This is a genomic window from Pararoseomonas baculiformis, assembly GCF_017813395.1.
Lineage (GTDB): Bacteria > Pseudomonadota > Alphaproteobacteria > Acetobacterales > Acetobacteraceae > Roseomonas > Roseomonas baculiformis.
Map to the genome: position 1 here is coordinate 181,071 of NZ_JAGIZB010000007.1, position 16,865 is coordinate 197,935.

Genomic DNA, 16,865 nt, shown 5'->3' on the forward strand with positions numbered 1-16,865 from the left:
TCCGGTCGTGGCAAGACGACGCACGGCAGCTTCAGATGGCAACGAAGCACCGGCCGGGCGGCGGGCGCCCACCGGGCTGGCGCCGCAGACCGGCCTGGTGGCGGCACCGAAGCTGACGGATCGCGTGGCCGAGGCCATCCAGAGCCACATCGCCGGGAATGGCCTCACCCCCGGCACCCAGCTTCCGACCATTGTGGCCCTCTCCAGCACCTATGGCGTCAGCCCGACCGTGGTGCGGGAAGCACTGGCCCGCCTCCGCTCCGAAGGGATCATCGAGGTGCGGCAGGGATCAGGGGCCTATGTTTCCGCCAACCTGCGCCCCTTCCGCATCGCGGCCGAGGCGGCGAGCGACACGGCCGTGCTGCGTGTCCTGGAACTCCGGCTGGGCCTGGAGACGGAGGCGGCTGCGCTGGCGGCCGCTCGGGCCGGGCGGAAGGAGGTGCAGCAGATCCGGAAGGCGCTACGGAGCTTCGCGCAGCAGGTTGAACACGGTGAGCCCGCCATGGCGGCGGATCTGCAATTCCATCGCTCGGTCGCAGAAGCGGCGGGCAATCCGCTATTCGTGGAATTCCAGACCTTCCTGCAGCAATACCTCACCGACAGCATCGGCGTGTCCCACGGGCTTACGAGCCGTGGAGGGAGAATGGCGGTGGTGCTGGAAGAGCACCGCCGCATCCTCGATGCGATCGCGTCCCACGACGCCGATGCGGCGCGGGACGCGATGCGAGATCACCTGAGGGCCGGCATGGCAAGGGTCATGTCGGCCACCAAGAGTTCCAGCTAACGCAGGATGCGCCAGATCTCCTCTCCACCCAGGTCCTTCGCGCCGTAGCGGCTGATCGCCTCCGGATCGAAGTCGAAGCCGAGCCCTGGCCCCTGGGGCAGGAGCAGGTCGCCCTTGTCCAGCACGAGCTGCGTGTCGATCAGGCGGCGGAAGTTCACCACGTGGTCGTCCGGCATGAACTCGACATAGCTGACGCTCGGCGCGCTGGCCGCGAGATGGATATGCACGTCATGCCAGGCATGGGGCGATGTGGGAACGCCATAGCAGGAAGCCATGGCGGTGATGCGGCGCCATTCGGTGATGCCGCCACAGACGGTCGCGTCCGTCTGCAGGATGGCGGCGGCGCGCTTGTCCAGCAGCTCGCGGAAGCGCCACCGCCCTGCCTCGATTTCGCCGGTGGCGACGGGAATGGGCGTCGCGCGGGCCAGGGCGGCGTGGTTCTCGATGTCGTCCGGAAGGAAGGGTTCCTCGATCCAGTAGGGATTCATCGGCTCGAAGCGGCGGATGAACTGGAGCGCGGTGGGCAGGTCCGGCCAGGCGTTGTTGGCATCCAGCATCAGCTCGATATCCGGCCCAATCGCCTCGCGCGCGGCCTTCAGCCGCGCAGCTTCCTGCGCGGGACTGCGGCCGCGGGCGCCGACCTTGATCTTCACGGCGCGGTGCCCGGCCTCGACGAAGGCGCGCAACTCGTCGCCCAGCTCCTTGTCGCCCTTTCCTGGCCAGTAGTAGCCACCGCTGCCATAGGAAGGCACGCGATCCAGCACGGCGGCACCGAGATAGCGGTACAGCGGCAGGCCGGCGAGACGGGCGTTGAGGTCCCAGATCGCGATGTCGATGGCGCTGAGCGCGCGCATCACGCCGCCGACGCGGCCCAGCAGCAGCGTCTCCTGGTACATGTCCTGCCAGATGCCCTCCACACGATGGGAGTCCTGGCCGATCACCTTATGCGAGAGCCCATCGACCACGGCGTCGAGGAGCAGCCGCCCGGCCTTGTTCACGGCGTAGCAATAGCCAAGCCCGGCCGTTCCGTCTTCCGCCCGCACGCGGACGAGGCAGTATTCCCGTGCCGTGACCTGACGCGTGGAGAAGTTGATGGGCTTGTCGAGCGGGACACGGGCGACGCATACCTCGACGGAGGCAATCTTCGGCATAGACTTCCCCTATTCCACGCGAATGTTCGCGGCGCGAATCAGTTCGGACCACTTCCGGTCCTCCTCGCGCATCAGCTGCGCGAACTCCTCGGGCGGCCTGTTGAGAACGACGGCATCCTGCGAGGTGAAACGTTCCCGCACGGCAGGGTTGGAGAGCGCGCGGGAGATGTCGGCGGCCATGCGCTGCACCATGGGCGGCGGCATGTTGGCCGGACCGATGACGCCGAACCACACATCGGCGTCGTAACCCTGCAGCCCCTGCTCGGCCATGGTCGGCACGTCGGGCAGCATCGTCGAGCGCTGGGTCGTGGTGACGCCGATCGGGCGCAGCGCGCCCGCCCGCACCTGAGCGAGCACCTGGGTTGTCGTCAGCAGGGAGAGAGGAATGACGCCCGCCATCAGATCCGCCATCGCCGGCGCACCGCCGCGATAGGCGACGTGGTTGAGCCGGATTTCAGCGGTACGGGTCAGCAGCTCCATGGCCAGCTGCTGGGCGGAGCCGGGGCCGGGTGAGCCGTAGTCGATCTGCCCGGGCTTTTCCTTCGCCAGGCGGATCAGGTCCTGCAGGTTCCTCGCGGGAAAGCGTGGATTGCTCACGACGATGAAAGGAGAGCGCGCCACGAGGGCGATCGGCGTCACGTCGGTGAGCGGATTATAGGGCAGGTTTGGGTAGAGCGCGCGATTGGTCACGTGGGAGGAAATGGTGAACATCAGCGTCTCGCCGTTCGGCTCGCTCTTCACCAGCGCCTCGGTGGCGATGATTCCGTTGGCACCCCCCCGGTTCTCCACCACGACGGGGACGGACCACATCTTCGCCAGTTCATCGGAGAGCGCGCGGGCGAAGATGTCCGTCGAGCCGCCCGGCGGGAAGCCGACGAGCATGCGCACGGGTCGGCTCACCGGGGATTGCTGCGGCTGGGCTGCTGCGAGCCCCGGTGCCAGGGCGAGAGCCGATGCTGCGAATGCCAGGAGGGCGCGGCGCGCCCTGCCGATGGCTGCTTGGGCCATTCCTGTTTTCCTCCTGCCCAAGGCTCTTTCCCGGCCGGGCCTCGCAAGCTAGAGACCCATTCCCTTCCAAGTCAAATGGTCATCATATGAGTTTGGGCGCAGGTGCCTTGGCAGCGGGGAGGACAGGATGAGCGCAGTGGCAGAGGATGGCCCTCTTCAGGACCCTGCAGCGCTGGCGTCCACTGCCCGGCAGTTGCTGGTCGCGGCCGGCATGACCTCCGAGATGGCGGAGGACGTGGCAGCAGTGCTGCTTGAGGCTGACCTGCTCGGCCATCGTACCCACGGCCTTTCCATGCTGCCCAACTACCTCGAACGGATCGAACGGGGCGCCACCGCCTGCAAGGGCGATCTCGAGGTGCTGGCCGATGGCGGCGCGAGCTTCGCGTGGCGGGCGAATCGCCTGCCCGGAGCCTGGGTCATGCGCCGCGCCATCCGCGAGGTGCTCGCCCGCGTGACGAGCCATCCGGTGATCACAGCGACCATCGCCGACTGCGCCCATATCGGTGCCCTGCAGGCCTATCTGAAGCCGATCACCGACGAGGGGCTTTTCGTCACACTGGCGACGACGGATCCGGGCCTTGCCTCAGTGGCGCCCTTTGGCGGTGCGGAGCCCGTCCTCACCTCCAATCCCGTCGCCTATGGCATCCCGACGCTTGGCGACCCCATCCTGATCGACCACAGCACCTCCGTCGTTTCGAACGGCAGCATCGCGGCATATGCAACGCGGGGTGAACGCACGCCGGGCCCTTGGCTGCTGGACGGGCAAGGACACCCGAGCGACGACCCCGCCTGCCTCGGGCAGGAACCGCCAGGGACGATCGCGCTGCTGGGCGGCCCCGAGTTCGGCTACAAGGGCTTCGGCTTCTCACTGATGGTGGAGGCGCTGAGCCTCGGCCTGTCCGGTCACGGACGCAGCACTGCGCCGTCACGTGGCGGCCAGGGTGTCTTCCTGCAGGTGATCGATCCTGCCGCCTTCGCAGGGCGCGAAGCCTTCCTGCGCGAGACCACCGCCCTGGCCGAGCGTTGCCGTGCCAGCCGCCCGCGCGCCGGCGGCCCGCCCGTGCGCCTGCCAGGCGAACGCGCCCTGGCCAACCGCGCCCGCCACCTGGCCGAGGGACTGCCCTATTCCAGGCAGGTGCTGGACTCGATCACGGATTGGGCACGCCGCCTGGGCGTGGAGAAGGGCTTGTAACGGCCCGGTCCGCGACGCGAACGCCTCCCTGCCCTGCCTCTTCAGCCCATATCAGTTTCCGGAAGCTGCCAGACCATGAAGATCACCGGCATCCAGTCCATTGTCGTGAACGCGCAGATGCGAAACTGGGTCTTCGTGAAGGTCCTGACGGACCAGGACGGCCTTTATGGCTGGGGCGAGGCCACGCTGAACTGGAAGACCCGCGCCGTGACCGGTGCGGTGGAGGATCTCGCTCCCCTCCTGATCGGGCGGGACCCGCGGGACATCGCGCAGGCCTGCCGCATCATGCAGAAGCACAGCTATTACCGGCTGGGCATCATCGGCATGACCGCGATCAGCGGGATCGAGCACGCCTTGTGGGACATCGCCGGCAAGGCGCTCGGCGTGCCCGTATGGCGGCTCCTGGGAGGGCGGGTCCGGGACAAGGTCCGGCTCTACACCCATCTCGGCCTTGGCGACATGAGCGCCGTGTACGAAACCTTCGACGCTGGCCGGCTGACCGAACGGGCACAGGCCGTGCTCGAGGCCGGCTACGACGCGTTGAAGGTCGTCTTCATCCCCTATGTGGGCGGCACCGCCCCGCCCGCCGCCATCCGGCATGTCGAGCGCCTCGGCCGCGTCCTGCGCGATGCCGTGGGCGAGGATACGGAGGTCATGGTGGATTTCCATGGCCGTCCCGCCACGGTCTCTGCCGCGCTCGGCTTCATCCGCGCCCTGGAACCGCTCGCCCCGATGTTCTGCGAGGAGCCGGTCCAGCCCGGCGACACGGAGGGGCTCGTGCAGATCGTAGCGCAGTCCCGCAGCCCCATCGCAACCGGCGAGCGCCTGGTGGGGGTTCGTGAATTCGCCGATCTGCTTCAGCACCGGGCCACGCATATCCTGCAGCCCGATCTCAACCATTGCGGCGGCCTGCTGGAGGCGCAGAAGATCGCCGCCTTCGCCGAGGTGGCGCAGGTAGGCATCGCTCCTCACAACCCCAACGGCCCCCTCGCCGGCATCGCCGCGCTGCACTACGCCGTGGCGACGCCGAACTTCGTGATCCAGGAGGCCATGCCAGGCTCCGTGCCCTGGTACCACGATGTGGTGCGCCAGCCCGTGCAGCGGGAGGGCGGCTTCTGGCCTGTTCCGGAGTTGCCTGGCTTCGGTGTCGAGGTGGATGAAAAGGAGGCGGCGAAGCACCCCTTTCAGCAGGAGGTGCTGCATACGCGCAATGCCATGCTGGAGGACGGCACGGTGGTGGATTGGTGAAAGGGCCAGCCATGGAGGATTCTTCCGTCACGCTGGAGGTGGATGCGCGCGGCATTGCGACGCTGACACTCAACCGGCCAGAGATCGGCAATGCCTATGATGGCAATCTGCTGAGGCGCTTCGTCTTCCTGCTGGACAGCCTGGCCAGCCATCCGGGCCTCCGTGCCGTCATCATTCGAGGGGCGGGCCGGCACTTTCAATGTGGGGCGGATCTCGGCTGGATGGCGGAGATCGCCCAGCAGCCGCCCGAGCTGGCACGGGAGGCTTCCCGTGCCAGCGTCACAGCCTTCCGGCGCCTGAACGAGTTCCCTCTTCCCACCATGGCCCTGGTCCAGGGCGCATGCTTTGGCGGCGGATGCGGATTGCTCTGCTGTGTGGACGTGGCGCTTGCCGTTCCAGGCGCCGTCTTCGGGCTCACGGAAGTGCGCGTCGGTGTCGCTCCCACTCCGATCTCAACGCAGCTGGTACAGACTCTGGGCCTTCACAAGGCGCGCCGCTATGCCCTGACAGGCGAGCGCTTCGATGCAGCGACCGCTCTCGCCATCGGCCTGGTCCACGAGGTTGTGCCGGCGGACGACATCGAGGCACGGCTGGAAGCCCTGGTCGCGGCTTTTCTTGCCGCTGCGCCACAGGCATCAGCCGTGACGAAGCACTCCCTTCTCCGCGCCAACCGCCTGCTGCTGACGGATGAGGAAGCGGACACTCTGGCCGAGGAGTCCTGGAGGCAGCGCGCGAGTGATGAAGGAAAGGAGGGACTTCGGGCCTTTCGAGAAAAGAGGCGCCCCCTCTGGCAGCCATAGCTGGCAATTCCTGGCGGCCAGGGCCAAGCCAGGCTTCCATCCGGGTCAACCAGTGGGCCGATCAGCCCCATCTCTGAAATAGGAAATTAGGCGCTTCCCGCGAATCGTGTGTTCTGTTTATGTTCCTCAAGATGTGGCCCCCCTTCGCCCATCCTCCTGCCCCGCAACCGCACGGATCCAAGATCCTGGCTGAGTTGCGGGCCCATGTCGCCCGCCTGGAGCGAGCCGATCCGGCCCTGCGCGAACAGGAATGGCATCCGTTCGGCCATGCTGGTGTTGATGCTGCCCTCCCGGGCGGCGGCCTGATGCTGGGAGCCCTGCACGAGGTCGCAGGGACCGGCCCGGACATGGAGCATGCCGCAGCAGCGGCCCTGTTCGTGGCGGGCTGCCTCGCCCGCCTGCCGGGCACGGTGCTCTGGGTGCTGGAGCGCTCCGACCTCTTCGCACCCGGCCTTGCCGCCGTCGGCCTGCATCCCGCGCGCGTGCTCTATGCCGAGGCGGGCAAGGCCGCGACCGTGCTCCTCGTCATGGAGGAAGGCCTTCGCGAGGCGGGCCTGGCGGGTGTCGTGGGCGAGGTCTCCGGCAGGCTCACGCTGACTGCCTCCCGGCGCCTGCAACTCGCCGCCGAGCGCTCGGGCGTCACCGCTTTCGCGATCCGCCGCCCGCGCCGCCATGATGATTCCACCCTGCTTGAGCCCTGCGCGGCTGTCACCCGATGGCAGGTCGCCTCGCTGCCGAGCGGCCCACCCCTTCCGGCCGCCCCCGACGTGCCCGGCCTCGCCCGGGCGAGGTGGCGGCTGGAACTGGTGCGGTGCCGTGGCGGAGAGGCGGCGTCCTGGGTGGTGGAGGCGTGCGATGCGCAGGGTCGTCTCGGTGTGGTTCCCGACCTTGCCGACCGACAGGCTGCGCCGGGGCCCCGGCGCGCCTCCGCCTGAGATGCCCCTGGTCACGCGTGCCCTGGACGGTGGACGGCAGGTGGTCGCGTCTGCCGATCAAGCCGCCCTCTCCCTCGGCCTGGCCCCCGGCCTTTCGCTCGCGGAGGCGCGCGCCCGCGTGCCGGAGCTCCGCGTCCATGAGGCCGATCCCGAGGGCGACGCGGCAGCCCTGCGCCATCTCGCGACCTGGGCAAGCCGCTATGCGCCGCTGGTCGCTCCCGACCCGCCGGATGGCCTGTTGCTCGACATGACCGGAGGCACCCATCTGCACGGCGGCGAGGCGGCCCTCCTGGACGACCTTCTCGAACGGCTGGGCCGCTCAGGGCTGACGGTGCGCGCTGCCATGGCGAGCACGATCGGGGTTGCCCATGCCCTGGCCCGCTTTGGCCCCGCGGACAGGGAAGTCGTGGCGCCCGGCGATGAGGTGTCCCGTCTGGCCGACCTGTCCCCGAGCGCTCTCCGGATCGCGCCCGACATCGTCCGTGGCCTCCTCGTGCTTGGCTTCGAGACGGTGGGGCAGCTCATGCGTGTTCCTCGGGCGCCGCTTGCCCGGCGCTTCGGGCCCGAGCTCCTGGCACGGCTGGATGCGGCGCTTGGCCGCCGTTTCGAGCCGCTGGAACCTTGGTTTGCGCCCGAAGCCATCCAGCACAGGCTTGCTTTCGTCGAACCGCTGCTGACCGCCACAGCGCTCGGCATCGCCCTCGACCGCCTGCTCTCCATCGTCTGCCCCGCCCTGGAGGCGGCGGGCATGGGCGCCCGCACGGTCGATGCTCTGTTCGAGCGGGTGGACGCCACCGTGCAGGCCGTGCGCATCGGCACCGCCCGGCCGAGCCGCGACCCTGGCCACCTCGGGCGCATGCTCCGGGACCGGCTGGAGCGGGTGGAGCCGGGCTTCGGGATTGAGGCCGTGCGGCTGGTCGTTCGCGTCGCCGAGCCGCTCGCCTGGTCGCAGGCCGCAGCCGTCCCGGGCGAAGCTCCAGTCCTCGACGTCTCGGCCCTGGTGGATCGCCTCGGCAACTGGCTCGGCAGCGACCGGGTGTTCCGCGCCGTGCCGGTCGAGAGCCGGGTGCCCGAGCGGTCGTTTCGCCGTGCGCCTCCGCTCTGGTCTGCCCCCAACCTGTCCTGGCCCGAGGCGCTGCCCCGGCCCGTGCGGCTGATCACCCCGCCGCAACCGGTCGAGGCCATTGCCGCCCTGCCGGACCGCCCGCCCGCCGCCTTCACCTGGCGCCGCGTCCGCCGCCGCATCCGCCATGCCGACGGTCCTGAGCGCGTCACCGGCGAGTGGTGGCGGCGCGAGGCCGAGATGCGTGCGGTGCGCGACTACTGGGCCGTCGAGGATGAGGAGGGGCGCCGCTACTGGCTGTTCCGCCGCGGCGACGGCGAGGACCCGGCAACCGGCGACCTCGGCTGGTTCCTCCACGGCCTGTTCTGACCCCTCACCACGAGCATGGATGCCCCCCGTATGCCCGACGACGTGCTGCGCCCCGCGACCGAGGATGAGATCGCGGAATCGCTCGCCTACGGTCTCCAATATGACGGTCGCCGCCGCGTCCACCACGCTGACACCGCCATGGCCCGGATCACCGCCGAGCGCCTCGTGCGCCAACTCCAGGAGAGTGGCTTCGTGCTGATGAAGCGCCCGGCCGCGGCGGCGCCCAGCACCACCGGCCACATCCGCCGCTCCTGACCCCATGGCCTCGGCTCCCTATGCCGAGCTGCAGGTCACGACGAACTACTCCTTCCTGCGCGGCGCCAGCCACCCGCAGGAGCTGTTCGCCGCCGCCGCCGCGCTCGGCCTCCCCGCCCTCGGCGTCGCGGATCACAACAGCGTCGCGGGGATCGTCCGCTGCTGGGACGCCGCCAGGACGACGGGCGTCCGCCTCGTCGCGGGCTGTCGCGTTGACCTGAACTGCGGCGCCTCCCTGCTGCTCTATCCGAAGGACCGCCCGGGCTGGTCGCGCCTGACGCGCCTCCTCACCCTCGGCAAGCTCCGAGCCGGGCATCGCGGCTTCGACGTCGGGTGGCCGGATGTGGCGTCGCATGCCGAGGGCCTGCTCGCCGTCCTCGTGCCCGGCGAGGCGGATGGGGAGGACGAGCTCGCGCCTCGATTGTCTCGCCTGCGGGAGACCTTCCGTGGCCGGGCCTACGCCGCCCTGACGCCCAGGCGCCGCCCAGGTGACGCCGTTCGCCTGCACCGGGTCGCGGAGCTCGCGCGGGCCGCGCGGGTCGCCCCGCTCGCGACCGGCGATGTCCTCTACCACGCCCCGGAACGCCGGATCCTGCAGGACGTGCTCTCCTGCGTCCGCGAGGGCTGCACCATCGACGCGGCGGGCCTGCGCCTCCGGGGCGAGGCCGACCGGCAGCTGCGCCACCCCGCCGAGATGGCACGCCTGCTCTCACGCCATCCCGAGGCGGTCGCCCGCAGCCTCGAGGTGGTGGAGCGCTGCACCTTCGACCTCGGCGAGATCTGCTATCAGTACCCGGACGAGACGGAGGTGCCCGGCGAGACCGCCCAGGACGCCTTGGAGCGCCTGACCTGGGCCGGGGCGGGCATGCGCTATCCTGAGGGCGTGCCCGGCGACGTCGCGGCCCAGCTGCGGCACGAACTGTCGCTCATCGCGAGCCTGGAATACGCACCGTACTTCCTGACCGTGAACTCCATCGTCCGCTACGCCCGCTCGAAGGAGATCCTTTGCCAGGGCCGGGGCTCCGCCGCCAACTCCGCCGTCTGCTACGTCCTTGGCATCACCAGCATCGACCCGACGCGCTCGGGCCTGCTTTTTGAGCGCTTCGTCTCGGCCGAGAGGAAGGAGCCGCCCGACATCGACGTGGACTTCGAGGCCGAGCGGCGCGAGGAGGTCATCCAGTGGGTCTACGACCACTATGGCCGCGACCGCGCCGCCCTCTGCTGCACGGTGATGCGCTACCGCGCCCGGGGCGCCGTGCGCGACGTGGGCAAGGTGCTCGGCCTGCCCGAGGACGTCACCGGCGCCTTGGCATCCCAGGTCTGGGGGTGGAGCGAGGAGGGCGTGCAGGATGAGCACGCGGCGGAGCTGAACCTCGACCCGGGCGACCGCCGCATCCGGCTCACCCTTGAGCTCGCGCGCCAGCTCATCGGCTTTCCGCGCCAGCTCGGGACGCACCCCGGCGGCTTCGTGCTCACCCGCGACCGGCTGGACGACCTCGTTCCGATCATGCCCACCGCCATGGCAAACCGCGCCGTGGTCGAGTGGGATAAGGACGACATCGACCTCTTGCGCATGATGAAGGTCGATGTCCTCGGCCTTGGCATGCTCGGCTGCCTGCGGCGGACCTTCGGGCTGCTCGCGCAGCATCGGGGTCTGCACCTGACCATGGCGGACATCCCACCCGAGGATCCGGCTACCTACGCGATGATCCGGCGAGCCGACACGCTGGGCACGTTCCAGATCGAGAGCAGGGCGCAGATGGCGATGCTGCCCCGGATGAAGCCCAGGACCTTCTACGACCTTGTCATCGAGGTGGCCGTCGTCCGGCCCGGTCCCATCCAGGGCGACATGGTCCACCCCTATCTACGGCGCCGGGAGGAAAAGGAGCCGGTCACCTATCCGACGCCGGAGCTGGAGCGCGTGCTCTCGAAGACCTTGGGCGTGCCCCTTTTTCAGGAGCAGGCGATGCAGGTCGCCATCGTCTGTGCGGGCTTCACCCCAGGTGAGGCCGACAATCTCCGGAGGGCGATGGCGACCTTCAAGTTCACCGGCGGGGTCAGCGCCTTCAAGGAGAAGCTCGTCTCGGGGATGGTCGCCCGCGGCTACGATCAGGCGTTCGCCGAGCGCACCTTCAGCCAGATCGAGGGCTTCGGGAGCTACGGCTTCCCGGAGAGCCACGCGGCCAGCTTCGCCCTCATCGCCTACGCCTCCTCCTGGCTGAAGTGCCACCACCCCGATGCCTTCTGCGCGGGGCTGCTGAACAGCCAGCCCATGGGCTTCTACGCCCCAGCGCAGGTTGTCCGCGACGCGCGCGAGCACGGCGTCGAGGTGCGGCCGGTCTGCGTCAACCGAAGCAGCTGGGACTGCACTCTGGAGCCGACAGTCGGGCGGCACCTTGCGGTCCGCCTCGGCCTGCGCATGGCGCGCGGGCTGGACGTCGCTCACGGCGAGGCCCTCGTGGCCCGGCGCGGCGGGACGCCCTATCGCTCGCCCGAGGAGATCCAGCGCCGGGCGCGGATCCCCGTCGCCGCGCTCCGGCACCTGGCCGAGGCAGATGCCTTCCTCGGCCTTGGCCTCGGGCGCCGTGAGGCATTGTGGGCCATACGCGGCCTCGCAGATGGCGAGTTGCCCCTCTTTGCCGCCATCGACCAGGGCGGCCTTCCGGCACCCGAGGCGACTGAGCCAGAGGTGCTGCTGGCCGACATGGCTGAGGGACGGAAGGTGGTGGAGGACTACCGCAAGGTCGGGCTCTCCTTGCGGCAGCATCCGGTGGCCTTCCTTCGGGAGGAGTTGTCCCGGGCCGGGATGGTCGCCTGCGGCAGCCTGGCATCCCTGCGGAGCGGGCGGCGCGTAACGGTGGCCGGGCTGGTGCTGGTCCGGCAAAAGCCCGGCAGCGCCAAGGGCGTCATGTTCATCACCATCGAGGACGAGACGGGCGTGGGCAACCTGATCGTCTGGCCGAAGCTCTTCGAGGCACAGCGGCGCCTCGTCCTGTCGGCGGGGATGGTCGCCTGCCGCGGGCGGGTGCAGTCCGAGGATGGGGTGACCCACCTCATCGCAGAGCAGCTGACGGACCTGACGCCGCTGCTGAACAGCGTGGGCCGACGGGGCGAGGCGTTCCCGCTGCCGCATGGCCGCGGCGACGAGGCCCATCATGGTGGTGGGCCGGATCACCGGGAGCAGGAAGGATTGGCTGGCCGCAAGGCGAGGGACATCTACATCCCTGACTTGCGGCTGGGTTCGGGCATCAAGGTGCCAACGCGGGATTTCCGTTAGGGTGCGGCCCCAATCAGCACCGGAATGCGATGCGCGCGGCGCTCGCGAGGGTAGGCGCGACGTTGGCTGCGAACTTGTCCTAGCGGGTGCCGGCGCGGGAGGCCCTTCAGGCGGCAGATTGCGGCCCCGATGCGCCAACGCGACCTCGGGGCGCAAACGCAAGCCTTGTCGAGCACTACAGTCTGTCCGCCGCGCCTCGGGAAAATTCGACGACGCGCCACCTAGGCAATGACCGGTCCCGGCGGCACAATCCTGCAGCAGTCCAGTGCATGAATTAAATGTCCGGGAGAAACGGCACCGATGGCCATGTCTTCGTACGCCCAATGTGGGCAAGACATACTTGCCCAGTTCCTGCTACGCCGAAGCGGCACAATTCCGGACTGGAAATCTCACAAAGGGCGCTATGTCGACATCGGATCCAACGACCCCGTGCGGGGATCCAATACTTACGCCTTCTACAAGATTGGGTGGAGCGGCCTGTGCATCGACGCGAACCCCGATCTCGCTGACAACTTCCGCAAGCTCCGCCCCAATGACACGGTTCTCTCCTGCGGTGTCGGGAAGGAGGAGGGAACGCTCCAGTTCTATCGCTTTACGACCGCACAACATAACACTTTCGACCCCGGACGCGCGCGCAAGAACCCGGACAAGGTCCATTCCGTCATCGATGTGCCGGTACGCACTCTCACCTCGATATTGGACGAACACCTGGGTGATGACCGCCGGATTGATCTTCTCTCGATCGACGCCGAGAATTACGAGCTGAACATTCTCTCCTCGACGGATTTCGGGCGCTACCGCCCCACCTTGATCGTTTTCGAGAGCTTCGGCTCCATACGGCAAGGTCTCGAGCGGCCAGAAGTTCGGTTGCTGGAGCAGGCCGGTTATGAACTCGTGGCGAATACCGGACACGACATCTTCATGATCGACCGCAAGCCCTGATCGCGGGGGCCAGCAACTGATGACGGCCAGGAGCAGGACGGCACGGAACAGCGTGGCGCCGGAATATACGTTCATTTTCGGCCGACTGCCAGGGCGGTGCCTCCCGGGCCTTGCCTCGGCCCTGGCCCTGGCCCTGACAGATGTGCCCCGACAGCCCAGCCTGCCCCTTCCAGTCGAGCACCCTCCCGCATGTAGGCTCGCAGGAAGTCTGCGCGGGGCTTACGCCCAATCTCCCTATCGCCGAACGCTTGAACGACGCGGGTCCAATGCCGATCCAAGGCCTGGCCGACATGGCCAGGCAGGATCGTGCGGCCCCGCCGGGTCAGTAGCGCATCCGCGTGGAGAAAACCCTCGTCCCAACTGACCGCCAGATCCTCGGCCCGCCCGATCTGCTCAACCAGGCCGGAATATTTGGGGCGAGCGGGAAGCGCCACGAGAGCGCCAGGCGTGCCGTAGGCGGCAGCCGTGACATACCCGTGCAGCGACCCACCCAGGTAGCAGGCAGAGAAAGCAATGGCGGCCGCCAGCTCACGCAGGCTGACGGCGTCGTCCAGCAGGATATGCGGAACGGTCAGTTGCTCCGACAGCGCCCGCAGCACCGGCAGATCACCCAGCACGGGCCCCAACACCAGCAGCAAGGGAAGAACCTGATGCCGTCGGGCGAGGTCGTCCAGCCTGCGGGCGAATGTTCCCACATCGATCGATGCGAGGGAACGGGCGCGAACATGGAGCGCGAGGCAGGCCGTGTCCCCCGCGAGATGCTTGCGGGCGAGGAAGTTCCGGAAAACTTCCCTCAGCCCCGCAAGAGGCCAGAGCTTCGGCAGGTCCAGGGCGGTATCGGGGACGACCTCGATCGCCAGTTCCTCCGCGTCAAGAAGGCGGGCGGTTCCGCAATCCCGCACGGCAAGGTAGCTCGCGGCCCTCAACGCGGGGGTCACCAGCGCCTCGCGACGCGCCGCCGAGAAAGGGTGTGGAGCGCCCGGCGCGTTCCAGACCACGGGCACATCCAGCACGGCACCGGCCAGCGTCGCCCCCATCCAGAGCGACGGGTAGGCATGGCCCGCCACGCCGGCCCGCTGATAGGGCGGCAATGTATCCGCCGATCGCCCGATGATGATGTATCCGCCGCCGATGAGGACTCCTTGCGCATCGGTCGAGGTCATGGCCGCCGCTTCGATAGGGCGCGGCGCATCGGAATACCCGGCCAGGTTCGCTGTGGGCGAGACGGGGACGACCTTGATCCCCGCTGCGTTCAGCCGATGGGCTGCAACGAGGGGGAAGAGCAAGTCACCGTAATTCGCAACATCGAACGTGCCAGTGACGAGGACGCGCCGCGGGGACTCCAACTCAGCCATGCAGGATGTACCAGCGGCGCGGGCCGAAGGCGGAGTGATAGGGCGGGTCTAGGATTGTTACTTCGGAGCGTCCCGCATCCCTGAAGGCGTGCAGCAGGCTGTCTTCCGTGAACCAGAAGCCTTCCGGATCGGCGGCCGAGGACCAGGCCTGGCCAGTCTCGCGGCAGAGCGCACCCTCATAGCCATCCACTGCCGGAGCAGGACGAAAGCGCCAGGCCCGGTCCGCCGGAATGCATGTGCTGTCGTAAAGCTCCGTGTCGATCACGAGAGGCCGGCCAGCCGAGCGTCGCAGCAAGGCCAGTTGGTCCGACAGCGGCAGATGGTAGAGGACACCGACAGCCAGAACGACATCGAATTCATGCAGCCGGTCGAAGTCGCGCAGGTCCGTCGTGATGCTGGTGATCCGGTCGCCCGCAGGGGTGTCGGGGGCACCGGCGGCCCGCGCATCCTCACCGGCGAGCGTCCAGCGTGGGCGCGCATCGATCGCCGTGACCGCATAGCCCAGGCGACTGGCGATGCGGGAGAACTGACCAGCCCCCGCGCCGAGGTCAACCAGGGTCGCCCCGGGCCGTGGCGGCAGGATAACACGCAGGATGTGCCGGAAGGTCTTCAGGCGCAGGCTGAGATGCGCCGCGGCCGGGAAAGGCTCGCCTGGCTGGCGTGGAACATCCGCAAAGGGCGCAGTCAGGCGCTTGATCGCCAAGCCGGTACTTGTTGCGGTCACTCGACGGCCTCCCCCGCCAGACCACCTTCCTGGACGTTGCCAGTCAGCGGGTCGAACAGCCAGCCTGTCTCCCGGACGGGAAGCAGCGGCTTGCGGCGCAGCCGGAAATACTCACGCGCCAGCAGCTTCCCGGCCTCCACCGCGCGGTTGGGTGCGTTGCTGATCGTGCCACCATGAATCTGGTGATAGGTCGCCTCGCGTTGCACACGGATCAGCTTCGCATCGGGCAGGGCACAGGCGCGGATGAAGGTGTCGGGGTTCACGGCGCCGCCCCCAGGACCGACAAAGGCTTCATCGTAGCCCCCAAGTTCCTCCCACAAGGCACGCCGCATGAAGAGTGCGTTGCTCTCCAGCATCGGCCCGTCCACGCCGCTGCGCCAGACCGGCGTCGCGATATCCGGCAGCCGCGAGGCGCTCGCAGGCCAGCCGATGGAGGCAAGGAGACGATCCTCCTCCGCCGCGTCATAGCCATTGAGGATGCTCGCATATTGAACATCCGGACCGAGATGGAAGCTACTGGTCGCAACGACAGCGCGCGGATACAGCGCGGCGGCGCGGGCACAGGCATCGATGAGGCCCGGCGAAGCCAGTCGGGCCCCATCGATCCACACGCCGACAAGTTCGCCTCGCGCTCGGGCCAGGCCAAAATTGATGGCGGCTGCCGGCGAGGGTGTCGGGTCGGGGAAGATGTGGAGATGCACCGTCCCGCTCGTCTCCGGCAGGTCGGCTGCGGTGGGTGGCGTGCGCGAGCCGTTGTCCACCACGATCACCTCGCAGCGCCCTGCGGGGCAGTTGCGCTGGTACTCCGGCGAGAGGGAGTGAAGGGTGCGGGGCAGCTCGCGCGCCATCTCGTAGGAAATCAGGACGATGCTGATCTCGGGCGTCACGCGGCGTTGGTCCCAAGGTCCATGACGACATCCCGTGATGCATCGAAGAGCCATCCCGTGTCACGCACCGCGCGCATCGGCCGCTTCCTGATGCGATAGTACTGCTTGCTGCCGAGCTTCAGCAGCGATGCGGCCCGGCCGTCGCCCGCGGTGGTGGTACCTCCGTGGAGCTGGTGGAACGTCCCCTCCCCCAGCACGCGGATCAGCTGCGTGCCCGGCGCCTCGCAGGCACGGATGAAAAGATCGGGGTTGACGGCACCGCCTCCCGCACCCCGGAAGGCCTCGTCATAGCCGCCGAGCTCCCTCCAGAGCGCGCGTGACATGAAGATGGCGTTGCTCTCGAGCATGGGGGCCCGCGGGTCTGGCAACTCGGCGGTGGCGATGCGCGGCAGTGCCGCCGCGCCCGCCGGCCAGCCGATGGAGGCCAGCAAGGCGTCTTCGGCCGCTTCGTCATAGGAGGTTCCGGCACGGTGGTGCAGCGCCGGGCCAAGATGCCAGTTGAAGGTCGCCACCACGGCGCGGGGATGCAGGGCGGCTGCGCGGCGGCAGGCATGGAGCAGCCCTGGCGATGCAAGGCGGGCGCCGTCGATCCACACCCCGACCAGCTCGCCCCGCGCCCTCGCCAGGCCGTCATTGATGGCGGCAACCGGAGACGGCGTGGGGTCCGGATAGAGGTGGACCGAGAGATCGAGCCCCAGCCTCTCGAAGGCGGCGGCATCGGGCAAGCGGGCCGATCCGTTGTCCACCAGGATCACCTCGTAGTCCCCGCGCGCCATGTGCCGCTGATAGGCAGGCGAAAGGGAAAGCAGGGTGCGCGGGAGGGCACGGGTCATCTCATAGGAAATGACGACGATGCTGAGGCCCGGCGCCACCCG

The 16,865-nt window shown here is 68.7% G+C and carries 15 protein-coding genes; 9 read left to right on the forward strand and 6 right to left on the reverse strand.

Features of this window, described 5'->3' with window-relative positions; genetic code table 11:
• The first annotated feature begins 7 nt into the window (after positions 1-7).
• The gene (locus J8J14_RS09660) at positions 8-784 is read left to right on the forward strand and encodes a FadR/GntR family transcriptional regulator (RefSeq protein WP_209379285.1); all 777 of its coding nucleotides are present in this window, start codon (positions 8-10) and stop codon (positions 782-784) included.
• Here J8J14_RS09660 and J8J14_RS09665 read toward each other — a convergent pair.
• Positions 781-1,935: a mandelate racemase/muconate lactonizing enzyme family protein gene (locus J8J14_RS09665; protein ID WP_209379286.1), complete on the reverse strand. Its 1,155-nt coding sequence runs from the start codon at positions 1,933-1,935 to the stop codon at positions 781-783. The genes J8J14_RS09660 and J8J14_RS09665 overlap by 4 nt on opposite strands.
• A gap of 9 nt (positions 1,936-1,944) precedes the next feature.
• A complete protein-coding gene (locus J8J14_RS09670) occupies positions 1,945-2,943 on the reverse strand; it encodes a tripartite tricarboxylate transporter substrate binding protein (protein WP_209379287.1) in 999 nt (332 codons plus the stop codon).
• 127 nt (positions 2,944-3,070) lie between these two features.
• Between J8J14_RS09670 and J8J14_RS09675 the strand changes: the two genes are divergently transcribed.
• The 8 genes from J8J14_RS09675 (at position 3,071) to J8J14_RS09710 (ending at position 13,024) form a co-directional block, all read left to right on the forward strand.
• Positions 3,071-4,135, forward strand: coding sequence for an Ldh family oxidoreductase (locus tag J8J14_RS09675; protein WP_209379288.1), 1,065 nt, complete (start codon positions 3,071-3,073; stop codon positions 4,133-4,135).
• A gap of 75 nt (positions 4,136-4,210) precedes the next feature.
• Entirely contained in the window at positions 4,211-5,383 is a 1,173-nt protein-coding gene (locus J8J14_RS09680; RefSeq protein ID WP_209379289.1) for an enolase C-terminal domain-like protein, read from the forward strand.
• Positions 5,384-5,394: 11 nt separating this feature from the next.
• Positions 5,395-6,183 (forward strand): enoyl-CoA hydratase/isomerase family protein, encoded by a 789-nt coding sequence (locus J8J14_RS09685; RefSeq protein WP_209379290.1) that lies wholly within the window; start codon positions 5,395-5,397, stop codon positions 6,181-6,183.
• Between the two features lie 194 nt (positions 6,184-6,377).
• Positions 6,378-7,118, forward strand: coding sequence for an ImuA family protein (locus J8J14_RS09690; protein ID WP_245215607.1), 741 nt, complete (start codon positions 6,378-6,380; stop codon positions 7,116-7,118).
• A 1-nt stretch (position 7,119) separates the two neighbouring features.
• The gene (locus J8J14_RS09695; protein ID WP_245215608.1) at positions 7,120-8,550 is read left to right on the forward strand and encodes a Y-family DNA polymerase; all 1,431 of its coding nucleotides are present in this window, start codon (positions 7,120-7,122) and stop codon (positions 8,548-8,550) included.
• Positions 8,551-8,580: 30 nt separating this feature from the next.
• Positions 8,581-8,805 carry a hypothetical protein gene (locus J8J14_RS09700; RefSeq protein ID WP_245215609.1) on the forward strand — a complete coding sequence of 75 codons (225 nt, stop codon included), beginning with the start codon at positions 8,581-8,583 and terminating at the stop codon, positions 8,803-8,805.
• A gap of 4 nt (positions 8,806-8,809) precedes the next feature.
• Positions 8,810-12,082, forward strand: coding sequence for an error-prone DNA polymerase (locus J8J14_RS09705; protein ID WP_209379293.1), 3,273 nt, complete (start codon positions 8,810-8,812; stop codon positions 12,080-12,082).
• Between the two features lie 300 nt (positions 12,083-12,382).
• A complete protein-coding gene (locus J8J14_RS09710) occupies positions 12,383-13,024 on the forward strand; it encodes an FkbM family methyltransferase (RefSeq protein ID WP_209379294.1) in 642 nt (213 codons plus the stop codon).
• Positions 13,025-13,095: 71 nt separating this feature from the next.
• On the opposite strand, the gene J8J14_RS09715 is transcribed toward J8J14_RS09710, so the two are convergent.
• From J8J14_RS09715 to J8J14_RS09730, 4 genes are read right to left on the reverse strand one after another with little or no spacing between them, the layout of a single operon-like run.
• Positions 13,096-14,379: a polysaccharide pyruvyl transferase family protein gene (locus J8J14_RS09715; RefSeq protein ID WP_209379295.1), complete on the reverse strand. Its 1,284-nt coding sequence runs from the start codon at positions 14,377-14,379 to the stop codon at positions 13,096-13,098.
• Positions 14,372-15,103, reverse strand: coding sequence for a class I SAM-dependent methyltransferase (locus J8J14_RS09720; RefSeq protein ID WP_209379296.1), 732 nt, complete (start codon positions 15,101-15,103; stop codon positions 14,372-14,374). The genes J8J14_RS09715 and J8J14_RS09720 overlap by 8 nt, the downstream gene beginning before the upstream one ends.
• On the reverse strand, positions 15,100-15,990 hold the full coding sequence (locus tag J8J14_RS09725; protein ID WP_209379297.1) for a glycosyltransferase family 2 protein: 891 nt from the start codon (positions 15,988-15,990) through the stop codon (positions 15,100-15,102). Before J8J14_RS09725 ends, J8J14_RS09720 begins: the two co-directional genes overlap by 4 nt.
• A complete protein-coding gene (locus tag J8J14_RS09730; protein ID WP_209379298.1) occupies positions 15,987-16,862 on the reverse strand; it encodes a glycosyltransferase family A protein in 876 nt (291 codons plus the stop codon). The genes J8J14_RS09725 and J8J14_RS09730 overlap by 4 nt, the downstream gene beginning before the upstream one ends.
• Between the last annotated feature and the right edge of the window lie 3 nt (positions 16,863-16,865).